Consider the following 15,874-nt stretch of genomic DNA (forward strand, 5'->3'; position numbering starts at 1 on the left):
TTATTCCTCTGCACATAAAATTTATAATTTTACAGAGTTATTAATAACAATGGATGTGCCATCAACAAGTTTAAGCTGTCCACTGATTACAATCATATCTCCTGCTTTAATTCCTTCTAAAATAACTACTGTGTTGTCTCTTTTTTCCCCAGTTTTTACAAGGATACGACTGACTGTTCCTAATTCTTGTCCAGTTTCTGACTTTTTATCATTTAGACGGACTAGAAAGGCTGAATCGCCATAAAGGGTGTAAGTTATTGCCGTTTGCGGCAGTGTGATCGTATTTGGAATAGCTGGGAGAAATATTTTTGCATTAACAAACATGCCTGGAAGTAATTTATTATCAATATTTTCAATCGTAGCTTGCGCTTCTATTGTTCGAGTTGATTCATCGATTTTAGAATCAATTGCAGTGATTGTTCCTTTGAAATTTAAATTAGGATATGCATCACTGACAACGAGAACTTCCTGGCGTAAAGCTATTTTACTTACTTCTTGTTGCGGTAGGGTAAATTGAACATTTAATATATGCGATGATTGTAAACTGGCACATGATAAACCTGGGGAAATATATTGCCCAACGTTTATGAGTTTTATGCCGATTTTCCCACTAAAAGGAGCGCGGATTAATTTTTTAGCAATTGCTGAACTTATATTTTCGAAATTTGCTTTCAATTGTTTTGTTTTCGAAGATGAGTCATCAACGGATGCTTGCGATGTTGCACCTTGAGTGAATAACTTTTTTGTGCGCATATCTGTTACTTTAGCTAATTGCAATTGTGCACTGATATCTCTTAACTGAGCTTGTTCACTGGCATCATCTAATTGCACAAGCGCTTGTCCTTTTTTTACAAATTCGCCAGATTTAAAATAAATTGCTTTCACTTGCCCTGAGACTTCAGAACTGATTTCAACACCGTCAACAGCTTTTAAATTTCCAACCGAATATAAGAAAGGTTGCCAAGTATCCGATTTTGCTATGGCAACGGAGACAGCTTGAGGAGGAGGGACAAACGAAGCAAAATACTTTTTCATGAAATACTGACGCATAATATACCAACCGAATATTCCTCCAAAAACTATAAGAAGACCGATCAGCGTAAAGGTGATTCTTTTTGCCATGGGATTCCTCGTTCAATTTTATTTGAATATTTATAATTATTTACTAAAAATCGCCATTCATCAATCTGACGATGGCGCTTAGTTTGACGGATAAAATTGTCAGGTTGGTAAGCTATTATAGAGGATAAAATTGAACGAGAAAATCACACTTCTGTACTTGCATTTGCTTCAAGAGCGGCTTTTATGACTTGTTCTTGTTCAATAAAATGCCATTTTTCAATACCAACTGCGGGAGTTGCACGTCTTCTTCTGCCGAAATATTCAAGATGGTTTGCAATCCCTGATTTTTTCAGAACATTTTCAAGTTCATGGCGAATAAAGCTCCAAGCTCCCATATTTGCAGGCTCTTCTTGGACCCAAGCTATGCATTTTGCGGATTTGTATTGTGAGAGAATGCTCACAGCTTTTTCCATGTGGAATGGGTAAAGTTGTTCAATGCGAATAATGGCCGTTGTCTCTGCTTTGTTTTTAAATTCATCTTTTTCAAGGGCATCAAAGAGATCGAGAGATATTTTTCCAGTACAGAATAAAACTCTTTCAACTTTGTTTGATTTACCAATGCGTAGATCGTCAAGAATTTCTTCAAAATGACCTGTCGCTAATTCTTCTAATGTAGTAGAAGCACGGGGACTTCTTAAAAAACTTTTTGGTGTCATTAAAATAAGAGGTTTTCTGAAATTACGATGCAATTGTCTTCTGAATGCATGATATAATTGCGCTGCATTTGTAAAGTAACAAACTTGCATATTTCCATCGGCACACAGCTGTAAAAATCTTTCTAGACGTGCGCTTGAATGCTCTGCACCTTGTCCTTCCATACCATGTGGAAGCAACAAAACAAGTCCTTGTGTCTGACACCATTTTGTTTCTCCAGCTGCGATAAATTGATCGATTATAACTTGCGCTCCATTAGCAAAGTCGCCAAATTGGCCTTCCCATAAAACGAGACCTTTTGCTTGGCGGACGGCATAACCATATTCGTAACCCATTGCTGCTTCTTCGGAGAGAAGAGTATTGATGACTTCAACTTTCGCAGTTTCAGATGTACATGGAGAAAGAAGCGTATAAAGGCTCGCATCTTCAGAGTCTACCAATGTAACATGGCGGTGTGAGAATGTTCCTCTCTGTGCATCTTCACCTGCAAGACGAATGCTGTAACCTTCTTCAAGGAGACTTGCATATGCGAGTAATTCTGCCATGCCCCAGTCAACTTTCTTTTTCCCATCTGCCATATCTTTGCGTTCAGTAATAATAATGCGACTGAGTTTAGGATTGACACGGAAACTTTCTGGTACAGTGCAGATTTTTTGTGCGAGGGCTTTAATTTTGCTCAGAGAAAGCTGAGTTTTAACAACTTTTAACATATCTTTTTCAGAAGCAAGTTTAAGTTCGCCTGCATCTCTTGGCGGGGTGAATTGCTCTATTTTAGCATGACTATTTTTTACTTTATCAAAAGTAGCATTCATTTCAGCGCGGAAATTGTCATACACACTTTTTAAATCGCCTTCTAAAAAGCCATGTGCTGTGGATAAATATTTTGCATATTCTTCATATGGTGCATGCTTATCTTTGATTAATTTGTATAATAGCGGCTGGGTGAAAACCGGTTCGTCGGCTTCATTGTGACCATATCTGCGGAAACAAACGAGATCGATATAAATATCTTTTTTAAATTTTGCCCGATAGTTTGCTGCTAAAACCATAAGGTTGTGCAGGGAATCAAGATTGTCGGCATTAATATGAAAAACAGGGGAGCCTGTTACTTTAGCCACGTCTGTGCAATAGGTCGAAGAACGAGAGTCTGATGGATCTGTGGTAAAGCCAACTTGATTGTTTGCTACTAAGTGAACTGTTCCACCGACATTATAACCTTTTAAGGACATCATTTGTACGGTTTCAAACACAATACCTTGTCCAGAAAAAGCTGCGTCACCATGCAAGACAACGGAAGCAACTTTAGAAGTATCGCCGTTGTAATACATAGCTTGCCGCGCTCTAGTGTCGCCCATAACCACGCTGTCGACGTATTCTAGGTGACTAGGATTAAATGGCATAGAAACTGTTATGTCATTGCCGGAACGGGATTTGCGATCGGATTCATATCCATAATGATATTTTACGTCGCAGTCGCCATGCAATCCATCATGATAGTAACCTTCCCATTCTGCAAAGAGTTTCTCAAGCGGTTTGCCGATTACGTTGACAAGGAAATTGAGCCGTCCACGGTGGGCAATGGCGACTGTGCACTCTTTAACACCTAGTTTTGTCGATTCATCAATAAAAGTTTCAACGGCAGGATATTGAGCGTCTGCACCTTCAATACTAAATCTTTTTTTACCAATATATTTGGTTGCAATGGTTTTTTCTAGGGAATCTGCTTTTGCTAATTCAGAATAAATTGATTTTTGAGTTTCTTTAGGAATTGGATTGTATATTTTTGCAAACTCGGCATGTAGCCATCTGCGTTCTTCATCGGAATCAACATGCTCAATTTCTGCACCAACAGTGCCTGCAAATCTTCTGTCCAGCTCAATCATGAGTTTTTCGAGGCTCATTGAACCTAAGCCAATCAAAGCGCCCGCATGTGTTGAGCGTTTTAAATCATGAGTGGTCAATCCATAGGATTCAAGGGCTAAAATTGGAAATTTTTTAGGTGGAATTGGGAGTGGATTTGTTGTGGCTTGTAAATGTCCGTTCGCTTTCCAAGCGTGTACATATTCAGCGACTTTCATTTCGAATACGAGTGCTTCAGATCCTACAGAGTCTGCATCCTTAGAATTCGCCTGAACTTGGGTTTTTTCACTGACATTTTTTAACAGCTCTTGAAAATGAGGAGTGTCATTTGCGAGAGCTGAAGCTGTCCCGAACCCTTCATTGAAGCCTTCAAAATAGGCTCGCCATTCGATTCCAACAGAGTTTGGATCCGAACTATAACGAGCAAACATTTCTTCAACATAGCCAGCGTTATTTTGAAAAATAGAATTAAAATTACCACTCATAATTTCCACAAGTCCTTATCAGGAAAGTAAACAGAATTTCAGGAAGCATTGGCTTAGAGATTTTTTACCCAAAGCGTTGTTGCACAGCCTAACAAATTTAATCGGGTATAAACAATTTTTCTTCATCAGAATCGTAAATTAATAAATTGGCATAGCGGCACCATTTGAGAAGTGTTTGAAATTGTACGTCGTGGTCTTCAAATGGAAGCATCATTACGATTTGTTCAATGGCAATATCAGCTTCGAGACCTTCCTGTCCGGCATTTTTGACGAGAGCATAAATTGAATAAACTACAGGAAGTTTAAGAATTGCACTGCGCATCATTTCACTGCGCACTTCGGTGTCATGTTCTGTCGCAAAGAGTCTTCCCTGTTCTGTCAAGACAACTCGAATTCCTGGAGTTGTGATAAAACCAAGCGTTTCTCCTGCTGCAACAGCTGGGAGCACTTGATCGACACTTTGACCCATTTCTTCACATAAATCATATAGATCTGTTTCTTCATCTTCTGTGCTCAAACGGCTTACCAAACCTTCAACAAGAGTGAGATTTGTATTGATTAGAGGTTTCACTCTCTTCTGTTTTGTTTGGTTAGGTTCTTTCGCTTTTTTATTTTCATTAAGAGCATGTTTTTCACTGCTTTTTGTAACAACAGCACTTTGTTCTTGGCTTAAATTTGTTTTTTGTACCGGAGTTAAGTCAGGCACAAGTGTTTCGTAGTCGTGTTCATCTGTTACTTTATCGAGGTGCAAGAGACCGAATGCTTTTTCAAGTTGCTCTTCAATTTCTTTATATTCTTTCGAGTTTGGCATACGTGGTCGGGGTAAATTGATTTCTATTGAGCGGAAAATAGTTCCTGGATTAGAGGAGAGTATAAGGACTCGATCGGCTAATTGAAGAGCTTCTTCAAATCTATGTGTGACAAGTACGCTCGAGCGGATTTTGCGATCAGGTTGAGACCAAATGCGAACGAGCTCAGCTCTGAGGGACTCGCTTGTTAATGGATCGAGCGCTGAAAAGGGCTCATCCATAAACATTATCATAGGATCAGAAACCATTGCGCGCGCCAAACTCACTCTTTGTCGCATTCCACCACTCAACTCGCGTGGGAAGGCATCTTCAAAGCCTTTTAAACCTACCATTTGTATAATGCGATCAATTCTTTCATTTTGTTCATTGCGACTGAGCTTGGGCATGGAAACTGCAATATTTTCACGAATTGTCATCCATGGGAACAAAGCAAAACTTTGGAAGACAAAAGCTCCTAATTGCATGTTTTCTGGTGAAGGTGTTGCATAACTCACTGTTCCTCTGTCTGGGGTCAATAAACCCGCCATGCAGCGCAGGAGAGTTGATTTACCTGAGCCTGAAAGGCCTACCAAAGCAAGGAATTCTCCATCATAAATATCTAAATTAATTCCTTCAAGAACAGTAAACATATTGCCATTAGGTCTGCGATAATCTTTGCAAAGTGAGCGTACAGAAAGCACAACTTTTTTCTTTTTCATAAATTAATCCTTAACTCGTTCGGCAAATATATACAATGTTCTCCAAACAGTGCGATTTAAAATCACAAGAGCAACGACTATACAAATAATTGCTGCAATAAGTTTTTGATAATTTCCTGAAGTTGTTGCGAGAACAAGTTCAGCACCAATTCCTTCTGAACGCAACGAACCGCCTGGATATTCAACTATTTCAGCAACAACGCTTGCGTTCCAAGCTCCGCCTGCTGCCGTGATCCACCCTGTCGCCAGTGAAGGTAAGATAGCTGGAAAATAGAGCTTGCTAAAGCGGTGCCAGAGAGAAAATTTATATATTTGAGTCACAAGTTTTAATTCTGCTGGAATTCTTGATGCACCACCAATGACGTTAAATAAAATATACCACTGACTACCAACGCACATGAGAAGAGTTGCGCTAATAAAACTGGGTAATTTTAAGAAACTCAAAGCAAGCGCTAAAAAAGGAAAGAGCACGGGAGCAGGAAAAGCAGCAAAGTTTTGGATTATGGGTTGAAAAATCCGTTCGAGGCGTGGATTTAAGCCAAGCCATAAACCTACGGGTATTGTCCAAATTGTGCTAATAATAATTACAAAAAAAACCTTAGAGCCTGTTAAAAAAACAGCATGAATTAAGGTAAACCAATCTTCATTGGACAGGGATGCAAGCGATTGACCAAAAGATGGAAGTTTAGGAAGGATTGAAAATACGAGCCCGCCCACTGCAAAAGTAACAAGCCAAGGGAGCCATGAAGAATGTTTTATTTTATTCACTTTATCTGTGCTCAACCAATTAGCTGGACTGATAACGGTGCCCCATTTTTCAATATTATCGATTAAATATTTGCGTGTGGCACCACTCTCAGCAATTTCTGCTTTAGGAAATAAAAATAAAACCGTACGTTTAAAACCAGAGGAAATCAGATCTGGAATACTGGTTTGATGAATAATATTTAAAAACCAACTTTCATCTACAGCAACGCTTTTTCCGTCATCACCATCACGAAAGCGCGTTACCCATGCAATTAGAGGTTTCCAAAGAAATAAATCTGTACCAATAATTATAACTATAAGAACAAGAAGTGCAGAGCAAAAATTAAAATAATTGCCAGTCGTAAAAGACTCTGAAATATAACTGCCAAGACCTGGTAAACGAAAATCTTTACTGCCTAAAGTAAAAGCTTCACAGGTCGTTAAAAAGAACCATCCACCCGCCATGGACATCATTCCATTGTAAATTAATGGACGATATCCATTCGGAAGATCCACAAAAAAGAATTTTTGCACGACAGAGAGACGATAAATTTTCGAAACCTCTTTAAATTCTGGTTGAAGTGTTCTTTGTGATTCATAATAGGCAAAAGCAAGATTCCAAACTTGACCCGTGAAAATAGTAAGTAAACATGCAAATTCAAGTCCCCAACGGTTGCTTTGGAAAATTGAAATAAGAGCAAGGACAAAGCCCGGGAGAAATGCTAGAACAGGCAGACTTTGTAAAACATCGAGGAGCGGAATTAAAAAGCGTTCAAGCGATTTATTATTTGCTGCAAGTGTCCCATAAATAATTGCAAAAATATAGCTCAAAAATAAAGCAAGCATACTGCGGATAAAGGAGAGGAGTGCATAATTTGGCAATGCAGAAATGGATGTGTCTATTTTTACTTGCTCAATAAATGGAGAGCTACCAGTGGATAAAAAGTTTGTAAAACCCATGCCCATAATTATAGCGATTAAAACAACAATTATGTCTGCGCGTAAAAATGCAGATCGGGAAGCTTGTACTTTGGCAAATTGTGTCATGCTCACCTCATCGATGGTATGAAGACAAACCCAATATGGGTGCTAACATCTTTTGTAAATCATAGGGGAGAGTATAAAAGCAAGGTATTAAGAAATAAAAAGTTTGGGGTCCTCAATTCTACAAACAATGGAATAGAGATAGGGATCATTTTTTTCTATTGAAATTCCTTTATCATTTCTGCGTGGATATTGGGGAAATATAATGTAACCATTGTGTGGGCTGCGCAATGGTTTCTTCAATTCATCGTAGCCGAGTATTTGGTCTTTTTTTATTTTTTGCAAATTAAAAAAACCTTCCTTTAATATTTTTTTTGGTGAAGAAAAAGGTTCGGAATATCTTCGCTCTAAAAATGTTAAGTCAGTATATTTTCTTGCAATATTTTTAATCTCTTTATTCAATAAATATTTTTGATCCATGATATTTAGACTTTTTTGAATTGCTTTAATACAATTTAATTCTGCATTCTTATAAAAACCTTTGACTCCAAGTTCTAAAGTGATCCCAACTTTATCTTGTTTTCGGACATATTCATCGGAGCACATTCCAGCAGGGGTATATGCTTCGCCCTTTTTTCGCGTTACAAAATATTTAGTCAAGCCGATTGAACGTGCCCATAAATAACTTTTTAAATGCATTTCAAAAATATAAAAAGGTTTTTTACAACGGAGATTGGTTTGATGAAAATCAATAAAGACATCAGAATTATTAAGAACCTTCATGATTTCTAAGGCACGGTTTTGTTCCAATGTATTATCCTGTTCGGATGTTTTTGCTGAAAAGCTTCGATTGAGATCAGTTTCAAGAAATCTTTTTTCTTGAAGAGCTGCTTGCCTGTTACCTAAAATAAAAGTAACAATACCTCCATATTTTATTTTTTGAGTTGATAATTCTTGGATTATCCGAGTGATTGCTGGTAATGAGCCGATTTCATCACCATGGATAAGGCAAGCAAATACGATGTGATGATTGTAGCGGCCAAAATTGAAAGATACGCTGTCCTCTATGGGGCCAGGAAACTGTTTTGCATAAGAATCAAATTTATTAAGTTGACTTTGCAACATAGCTAGAGATCCATATTGATTTAGTTTCTAAGGGTATCATTTTAGAGTAAATGACACTGAATTATATGTCAAATTTATTGTATTCTGTTTATATTTATAAGTCTTTACAAGGTTAAGTTCTTCGTATATTTTTCAAGTGTTCTTTTCAGGATTGGATGGTTTATGCTTGGTTTCTTAATTAAAGTTATTCGTTATTTTTTGATAGTTTTTCTCTTTACGTTCATAAATATATTTTGCCTCATATTTTTTGTTTTTAGGTATAAAAATCCGAATAATAATTATCTCTATTCAAGAATTCTTTCGCATGTATTTATTAAACTTCTCAGAGTAAAAGTTGAGTATAGAGGAAAAAATAATCTCAAAGTTATGAATTCCTCTGTCTTGATTGCGAATCATCAATCCTATTTTGATTCCGTGATATTCGGCGGGATTTTCCCCTATAAAACAGTTGTTATGGGTAAAAAATCACTTATTTGGTTACCCATTTTTGGTTGGATTTTTCTTTTAGGTGGAAACCTTTTCATCAATCGAAAAAATCATGCAAAAGCTATGGATACGATGAAGGTCGTTGACACAGCCATTCAGCAAGGGCGCTCACTATGGATGTTTCCGGAAGGGACTCGCAGTCATGGGCGTGGTCTCAATGGTTTCAAAAAAGGTGCTTTTTATGCTGCTATTCAGAACAGAGTAAATATACAACCAATTGTTTCTAGTACATTTAGAAATGCTATCGACATTTCAAAATGGAACTCTGGAAAAGTTCTTGTTGAAGTTCTCGATCCGATCCCAACTCTGGATGTCAATGTTGAAGATATTGAAACTATTGTTAATAATGCACATACTCTAATGAAGAACAAAATAGCGTCTTTGGATAAGGAAATTCAAGGAGTCCTTTAAAAATGCTAAATAAGAAATTTATTCTCATTTTTATCGTGTTTTTTTCATTTCAATTTAAGCAATTCGCATTCTCTCTTAAAAAAGAACCAATTAAAATTTCATTTTATGACAGCTTTGCTCCTTTTTCATATAAAGAAAATGGTCAAACAAAAGGAATATTTATTGATATAGCTCAGTTAATTTTACATGATATGATGGGGTATGAAGTGCAAATAGATTCGTTTCCTTGGGGGCGTGCACAGGATTTGGTTAAGAAAGCTGAATTTGACTCACATATCACAGCCAAAACGACTGAAAGAGAAAAATTTTTACTTTTTCCAAACACTGAAATAATCAGTTCAAACGTAGCATTGGTTTATTCTAAAGAAAGTAAAAAGATAAAAGAAATTCTTAAAATAAATAAAAAGGATGAATTAAATAACTATAAAATGGTTGGATATATTGGTGATGGTTGGGCTAAGGAACAATTTCACGATGATAAAGATGTTAAGTTTTTTAGAACAGCAAATTTAGTCGACGTCCTAAAAATGGTCGACGATAATTCTGCAGATATATATGTATCTAGTAATGAAAAAGCTGATAAATACTTAGCAAAAAAGCATGCATTTAAAAATTTAAGATTTAAATCGATATATTTTTTAAAACCTGCGAGTGTTCATTTTTATTTTTGCTTGAGAAAAGAATTTCCGGAATCAGAAAAAATAATGAATGAATTTGAAAAAAATCTTATACGTGTAAAAAAGTCTGGAAAAATATCGAGAATCATACATAAATATTATTAAAATATAAAAAGGGTGGTCTTCGTAATAGGAAGCCACCCTTTTTATGTTGCCGTAGATCGAAATTATCCGAGTCTAATACCTTCTTTGGCGCAATACGCTTCGATACCGATTTTATTTACAGTACGTAAAGCGCTTGTACTTAGACGAAATTTCACAAATTTACCAAGACCTGGAGCATAAAATTTCTTTTCTTGTAAATTTGGGAGAAGACGAACTTTAGTTCTATTTTTAGCGTGTGAAACGCGGTTCCCGACAAGACCGCTTTTACCAGAAAGCTCACATACACGTGACATAGCAAAACCTCCAAGAGTTTTTTCTTCAAAAATGAGTTCAACAACAGGCTTAATGGAAGTATAAAACCCCCAGAAGTCGTCGCAAGCTTAAAGGCTGTAGCAGATATTCTAAGAGGAGGCAAGAGTCTTTCAAAGCATGCGCATAAGATTCTTTTGGGATATTGACAGATTCCCTATTGCGTCCATATTTGCACAGAACGTAAATAAATTCCTTTGGTAAGTGCTATCAAAGGCGGTAAGAGGATATCATGGAAGACAAAAAAAGCGATAGATTATCTCCGAACGATAAAAATAAAAAACAAGCAAAAGAGCCGATTATAAAGCAAGAAACTGAGAAATTACCTGTTGTTATAAATAAAAAAATTAAAGTTATTCCAGGTAAATCTAAAGAAGTATTGGATAAATCGGACGAAAATGATTCCTCAGAAAATATTTTGAAAATTGTTCCAGTTAAAAATATTGTCCTATTTCCTCACAATGTTCTTCCTTTTACTGCAGGAAAAGAGTGGACATCAGAATCTGTAGATCGCGCTATTCGCATAGGTGGAAAAATTGGGATTTTGGCACAAATAAACCCTGACACACATTCTCCTGACCCAAGTGAACTCTACACGGTGGGAACAGAAGCTAAGATATTAAAAATAATAAAGTTTCCAGATAATACCTATGGAGCTGTTATCCAAGGTGTCAGACGTTTTAAAATTCGTAATTTCATCAGCACTGAAAAGGATCGCATTTCAGCTGAGGTTGAATATATTTCGGATTTCCAGCCTGCTGAAGAAAATATCGAAGCGATTGCGATTGGACGTGCCTTAAAGCAATTGGTACAAAAAGCAATTAGTCTCTCCCCAAACATCCCCAATGAAGCCAGTTTGTTTATTGATAATGTACAAGATTCCGCATACTTAGCTGACCTGATTGTTCCTTATTTGAGTGTCGATTTTAGAAGCAAACAAGCATTGCTTGAAATTGAAGATCTAGAAGAACGCCTTAAACAAGTGCATACGCTGCTTATGCGTGAAATTGAAGTTCTAGAAATTTCACAAAAGATAAATTCCGATGTGCGCTCTGAAATGGGCAAACAGCAGAGAAAATATTACGTGAGAGAACAGCTTAAGCTTTTGCAAAAAGAGCTTGGAGAACTCGATGGGCGGAACTCAAATGCTTCGAGTGATCCAATTGATCTCCACGAAAAAATTTTGAACAGCAAAATGTCACCCGAAGTTCGGGAAATTGCTTTACGAGAAGTTGAAAGAATGGGACTTATGCAGCCAGGCTCTCCAGAATTCATGGTCAGCCACACCTATATCACATGGCTGCTTGATATTCCTTGGGAAATTCACTCTCAACACGAGATCAATCTAAAAGAAGCAAAATCTATTTTAGATCATGATCATCATGGTTTAGCGAAAGTTAAGAAAAGAATTTTAGAGTTTTTAGCCGTATGCGCCTTAAAAGATTCTTTAAAAGGGCCAATTCTCCTCTTTGTTGGTCCTCCTGGTGTTGGAAAAACAAGTTTAGGCAAATCTATTGCAAAAGCTTTGGGACGTAAATTTGCTCGAATTGCACTAGGCGGTGTACGTGATGAAGCTGAAATACGAGGACATAGAAGAACTTATATCGGAAGTATGCCAGGCAAAATAGCTGATGCTTTGAAAAAAGCGGGAACAATGGATCCTGTTATCTTATTTGATGAAATAGATAAACTGGCCAATGATGGACGAGGCGATCCCTCAAGTGCTTTGCTCGAAGTTCTTGATCCAGAACAAAACAGCACGTTTACAGATCATTATTTAAATGTTCCACTCGATTTAAGTAAAGTTTTCTTTATAGCAACTGCAAATAGTTTGCATTCAATTCCTGCTCCTTTGCGGGACAGAATGGAGATCGTAGAACTGAATAGCTACACATTAGAAGAAAAGTCGCATATTGCTTTTGAACATCTTTTGCCACAGGTAATTGATTCGCACGGCATGACCAATGTTGTCGACATAAAATTTAATCAAGAAACGATGAAAAATCTCATTCATCTTTACACTCGTGAAGCAGGAGTGAGGCAATTAAAACGTGAATTAGCAGGTATTATTCGTTCAATTGCACGTGAATATGTTGAAGCTGGATATGCTCACACAAAAGAAAAATCATTATCTGAAATTAAGCGCACTGAAAGGCATATCACACTTGCAGAAATCAAAAAGTTTTTGGGTCCAGAAATCTTTTCTGACAAAAAACGCCCTCAGGAGTTGCCAATTGGCGTAGCGACGGGGCTTGCTTGGACTCCAAACGGTGGTGATGTTTTGTATATCGAGACAGCTTCCAGTGCACCCGGTTCAGGAAAATTTGGCCTGACAGGGCAACTAGGTGATGTTATGAAAGAATCTGTTCAGACGGCATTTGCTTATATCCGTTCAAATGCAAAGCTGTGTGGTGTCGATTCTCGAAGTGTGATTAAAAAAGATCTGCATATTCACTTTCCTGAAGGTGCTGTTAAAAAAGATGGGCCAAGTGCTGGTGTGGCGGCATTCTTAGGAATGGTCAGCCAATTTACAGGGAAACCCATCGCTTCCGATCTCGCAATGACAGGAGAAATATCACTGAGAGGTGATGTTTTAGCTGTTGGCGGAATAAAAGAAAAATTACTTGCAGCCCATCGATATGGAATTAAAAAGGTGCTTATTCCTCAAGAAAATGAAAGAGATCTTGAAGAGATACCGAATGAAGTGTTAAAAGAAATGAAAGTTATGCCTGTATCAACTTTAAATGAAGTTTTGTCTATTGCATTTGCTAAAAAAAAGAAAACAAATACTAAGTCAACATTAAAAAAACAAGAAAATAGCAGAAAGGTTATTAAAGCTTCGCGGACCAAGTCATCGAGGACTTATAAGTGAAGACAATCTATTTAGATCACAATGCAACAAGTCCACCATCGGCAGAACATTTACACACATTATTTACTAAATTAGCACAATGTTCTGGCAATCCTTCAAGTCCGCATGCCGTTGGGCGCTCTGCCTCGGTCGCTATCACCGAGGCGAGACGTAGTCTTGCGCAAGCATTAAAAGTTGATGTTGCAGAAGTTCTTTTTGTTTCAGGTGGTTCCGAGGCTGACAATCTCGGTGTCACAGGAGTTTTGCGGCAAAACGATATCTCTTTTGAAAACCAGCATGTAATAGCTAGTCGAATTGAACATCCTGCTGTGCGCGAGCAATTGGAGTATCTCCAGAATGCAGAAGGATTGAACCTCAGTTGGGTGAAAGCAAGTGTGGATGGATTTGTTTCCGTAAATGATATCGTAAAAAGTATTAATAATAAGACTACATTGATCACTTTAATGGCTGCAAACAGTGAAATTGGCTCTATCCAGCCAACTAAACTGTTAGGTGATTTCTTGCACTTTAAACGGTGGGGAAAAGTTCCAGACTCTGCAGATATCAATAAACTTGAAGAATTAAGTCTCATTCTCAGCAGTGAAGTGACACCTGAAGTCCTAAAAAAAATTCATTTTCACGTCGATGCTGTGCAAGCTTTTGGCAAATTAAAATTAGAAAAATGGTTTTCACTAGGTGTCGATTCTTGCGCATTTTCTGCGCATAAATTAGGCGCTTTGCAAGGGATAGGTGCTTTGTTTTTACGACGTGGCAGAAAGTTCAAGCCATTTATTTTAGGCGGAGCACAAGAAAAGAATCGAAGAGCGGGCACCGAAAATCTTCCGGGAATTGTAAGCTTTGGTCTGATTGCACAAAATATTTTATCTGATAAATGGTGGGAAAGTATTAAACAAATGGAAGATTTAAAAAACAATTTTTATAAAGAACTTGTAAAAATCTCCTCCATTGTTATGAACTCACCCGCAGAAAATGCAATGCCTAACACAATCAATTTCTCAGTCAGTGATAAAGGCTTAAGAGGAGAAGATCTGCTTGTCGAACTAGATATGCAAGGAATTTGTGCGAGTTCTGGATCGGCATGCAGCAGCGGGGCAAATTTACCTTCAAAAGTTATATTAGAACTCGGAAAGGGAAATGCTCTTGCAAAAAATGCGATTCGTTTATCATTGTCTATCAACACAACTCAAGAAGAAATCAATCGAGTCTTAGATTGTTTAAAGAATTATCTATTAAAATAAAAAATATAAAAAATTATAATATTATTAAAAGTTAAATGAATAGAAATTCGATTCACTCATTTCTTAATAAAATTCGTTCTATTTCATGCAGAGCACGACTGAACTTTTCACTTGTGCAACCAAGTCCGAGACGAAAACCATATCCTTTATTTATGAATGAAAGTCTGAGTCCATTATATTCATGTTCATTTTGAAATGCATATTGACCAAATTCCATACTTGAGAGAGGTAGAATAAATACGCCTCCATCAATTAATTTCTTTAAAAGTTTATCCACTTCATCTTGATTATTTACATTTTTAAAACCCAAGGCTGTTACAAGTCCGCCAACTGGAACCGCTCCATAAACCGTTTGTGAGTTTGCTAAAAAGTCTTTTAAAATTAGTTTATTTTTAATCCACTCTTCTTTTACTTCTTTAAATAAATGACTATCTCTATTTTTTAAAACTTCATATGAAATCCATTCTGTAATTGGATTGACTGTATGAGTTGTATAATTTTTCTCATTTTGCATACTGTCCAAAACTTTTTTTGTACCCACACACCAGCCAATGCGTAATCCAGGGACTCCAAAACATTTAATAAAAGAACCAGTGATAAACACATTTTCACTTGTATCAAAAAGAGTTTCCCCTAATATTTCAGAGTCAGTTGATAAAAAGCGATAATGTTCATCACCTATTATTTTACAACTCACATCCTTTGCTAACTTTTTTATTTCAAGTAAAAAAGTTTTTTCAAAGACCAAACCGGATGGGTTGTGAGGATTATTTATAAGTAAACAATCAGGATCATTTTCTTTTATTATTTTTTTCCATTCAGAAATGTCTACAAATGGAGTGCCATGCTCTAAAAAACGAATTGGCAATGGAATGATTTGGGCGCCAAGAGCACTTGGAATTTCGTATAGCAATTGAAATGCAGGAAGTGGTAGCGCTATTTTTTTTGGCGATAAATAACGAAACAATAAAAAAAGTGCTTCACTTGTGCCTGTCGTAATTAGAACATTGTCTATTTGTGCTCCGGGATGCATATCAGCAACTAATTTGCGCAAGTCTTCTCTGCCACGATTGGGGCTGTCGTTTAAGAGAGTGTCTAAAAAAATCTCGGAAGATTTTTTTTCTGAGAGGCCAGAACCCAAGAGCAATTCCTTGACAGAGCGAGGTGAACCTCCTGATTCTCCAAGATTAAATGGTGAATTAAAACGATATGTTTCAAGCCAATCCTCCATTATAAACGTATTAAGCGCTTTCATTTTTTTCTCCAGCTTCTTGACGTATTTATGCAAAAAG

At 37.0% G+C, this 15,874-nt stretch carries 11 protein-coding genes; 4 read left to right on the forward strand and 7 right to left on the reverse strand.

Going from position 1 to position 15,874, the window contains the following annotated elements; genetic code table 11:
* Positions 1-21: 21 nt before the first annotated feature.
* The 5 genes from EZS29_RS06915 to EZS29_RS06935 form a co-directional block, all read right to left on the reverse strand.
* Positions 22-1,122: an efflux RND transporter periplasmic adaptor subunit gene (locus EZS29_RS06915; RefSeq protein WP_130607932.1), complete on the reverse strand. Its 1,101-nt coding sequence runs from the start codon at positions 1,120-1,122 to the stop codon at positions 22-24.
* Positions 1,123-1,265: 143 nt separating this feature from the next.
* Positions 1,266-4,121 carry a 2-oxoglutarate dehydrogenase E1 component gene (locus tag EZS29_RS06920; RefSeq protein ID WP_130607935.1) on the reverse strand — a complete coding sequence of 952 codons (2,856 nt, stop codon included), beginning with the start codon at positions 4,119-4,121 and terminating at the stop codon, positions 1,266-1,268.
* 97 nt (positions 4,122-4,218) lie between these two features.
* On the reverse strand, positions 4,219-5,628 hold the full coding sequence (locus EZS29_RS06925) for an ATP-binding cassette domain-containing protein (RefSeq protein WP_130607938.1): 1,410 nt from the start codon (positions 5,626-5,628) through the stop codon (positions 4,219-4,221).
* Between the two features lie 3 nt (positions 5,629-5,631).
* Entirely contained in the window at positions 5,632-7,422 is a 1,791-nt protein-coding gene (locus EZS29_RS06930) for an ABC transporter permease subunit (protein ID WP_130607941.1), read from the reverse strand.
* Between the two features lie 87 nt (positions 7,423-7,509).
* Positions 7,510-8,484: a succinylglutamate desuccinylase/aspartoacylase family protein gene (locus EZS29_RS06935; protein ID WP_130607944.1), complete on the reverse strand. Its 975-nt coding sequence runs from the start codon at positions 8,482-8,484 to the stop codon at positions 7,510-7,512.
* Positions 8,485-8,646: 162 nt separating this feature from the next.
* Here EZS29_RS06935 and EZS29_RS06940 point away from each other — a divergent pair, with 162 nt between their 5' ends.
* A complete protein-coding gene (locus EZS29_RS06940) occupies positions 8,647-9,381 on the forward strand; it encodes a lysophospholipid acyltransferase family protein (protein ID WP_130607947.1) in 735 nt (244 codons plus the stop codon).
* Between the two features lie 2 nt (positions 9,382-9,383).
* Positions 9,384-10,163: a substrate-binding periplasmic protein gene (locus tag EZS29_RS06945; protein ID WP_130607950.1), complete on the forward strand. Its 780-nt coding sequence runs from the start codon at positions 9,384-9,386 to the stop codon at positions 10,161-10,163.
* Positions 10,164-10,225: 62 nt separating this feature from the next.
* Here the strand turns inward: EZS29_RS06945 and rpmB are convergent, their stop codons facing one another.
* Entirely contained in the window at positions 10,226-10,456 is a 231-nt protein-coding gene (gene rpmB / locus EZS29_RS06950) for a 50S ribosomal protein L28 (protein WP_130607953.1), read from the reverse strand.
* A 248-nt stretch (positions 10,457-10,704) separates the two neighbouring features.
* Here rpmB and lon point away from each other — a divergent pair, with 248 nt between their 5' ends.
* Both lon and EZS29_RS06960 read left to right on the forward strand, forming a co-directional pair.
* Positions 10,705-13,344 carry an endopeptidase La gene (gene lon / locus EZS29_RS06955; protein ID WP_130607956.1) on the forward strand — a complete coding sequence of 880 codons (2,640 nt, stop codon included), beginning with the start codon at positions 10,705-10,707 and terminating at the stop codon, positions 13,342-13,344.
* Positions 13,341-14,582, forward strand: a complete 1,242-nt coding sequence (locus EZS29_RS06960) for a cysteine desulfurase family protein (protein WP_130607959.1) — start codon at positions 13,341-13,343, stop codon at positions 14,580-14,582. The genes lon and EZS29_RS06960 overlap by 4 nt, the downstream gene beginning before the upstream one ends.
* A 52-nt stretch (positions 14,583-14,634) precedes the next feature.
* Here EZS29_RS06960 and EZS29_RS06965 read toward each other — a convergent pair whose 3' ends face one another.
* A complete protein-coding gene (locus EZS29_RS06965; protein ID WP_130607962.1) occupies positions 14,635-15,837 on the reverse strand; it encodes a pyridoxal phosphate-dependent aminotransferase in 1,203 nt (400 codons plus the stop codon).
* Between the last annotated feature and the right edge of the window lie 37 nt (positions 15,838-15,874).

Origin of the sequence: Fluviispira sanaruensis, from assembly GCF_004295685.1 — a bacterium.
GTDB classification, from domain to species: domain Bacteria; phylum Bdellovibrionota_B; class Oligoflexia; order Silvanigrellales; family Silvanigrellaceae; genus Silvanigrella; species Silvanigrella sanaruensis.

Excerpts from the sequence above, each read along its gene's own strand:
- EZS29_RS06915 (WP_130607932.1), bottom strand. The coding sequence starts at position 1,122 with ATGGCAAAAAGAATCACCTTTACGCTGATCGGTCTTCTTATAGTTTTT.
- EZS29_RS06920 (WP_130607935.1), bottom strand. The coding sequence starts at position 4,121 with ATGAGTGGTAATTTTAATTCTATTTTTCAAAATAACGCTGGCTATGTT.
- EZS29_RS06925 (WP_130607938.1), bottom strand. The coding sequence starts at position 5,628 with ATGAAAAAGAAAAAAGTTGTGCTTTCTGTACGCTCACTTTGCAAAGAT.
- EZS29_RS06930 (WP_130607941.1), bottom strand. The coding sequence starts at position 7,422 with ATGACACAATTTGCCAAAGTACAAGCTTCCCGATCTGCATTTTTACGC.
- EZS29_RS06935 (WP_130607944.1), bottom strand. The coding sequence starts at position 8,484 with ATGTTGCAAAGTCAACTTAATAAATTTGATTCTTATGCAAAACAGTTT.
- EZS29_RS06940 (WP_130607947.1), top strand. The coding sequence starts at position 8,647 with ATGCTTGGTTTCTTAATTAAAGTTATTCGTTATTTTTTGATAGTTTTT.
- EZS29_RS06945 (WP_130607950.1), top strand. The coding sequence starts at position 9,384 with ATGCTAAATAAGAAATTTATTCTCATTTTTATCGTGTTTTTTTCATTT.
- rpmB (WP_130607953.1), bottom strand. The coding sequence starts at position 10,456 with ATGTCACGTGTATGTGAGCTTTCTGGTAAAAGCGGTCTTGTCGGGAAC.
- lon (WP_130607956.1), top strand. The coding sequence starts at position 10,705 with ATGGAAGACAAAAAAAGCGATAGATTATCTCCGAACGATAAAAATAAA.
- EZS29_RS06965 (WP_130607962.1), bottom strand. The coding sequence starts at position 15,837 with ATGAAAGCGCTTAATACGTTTATAATGGAGGATTGGCTTGAAACATAT.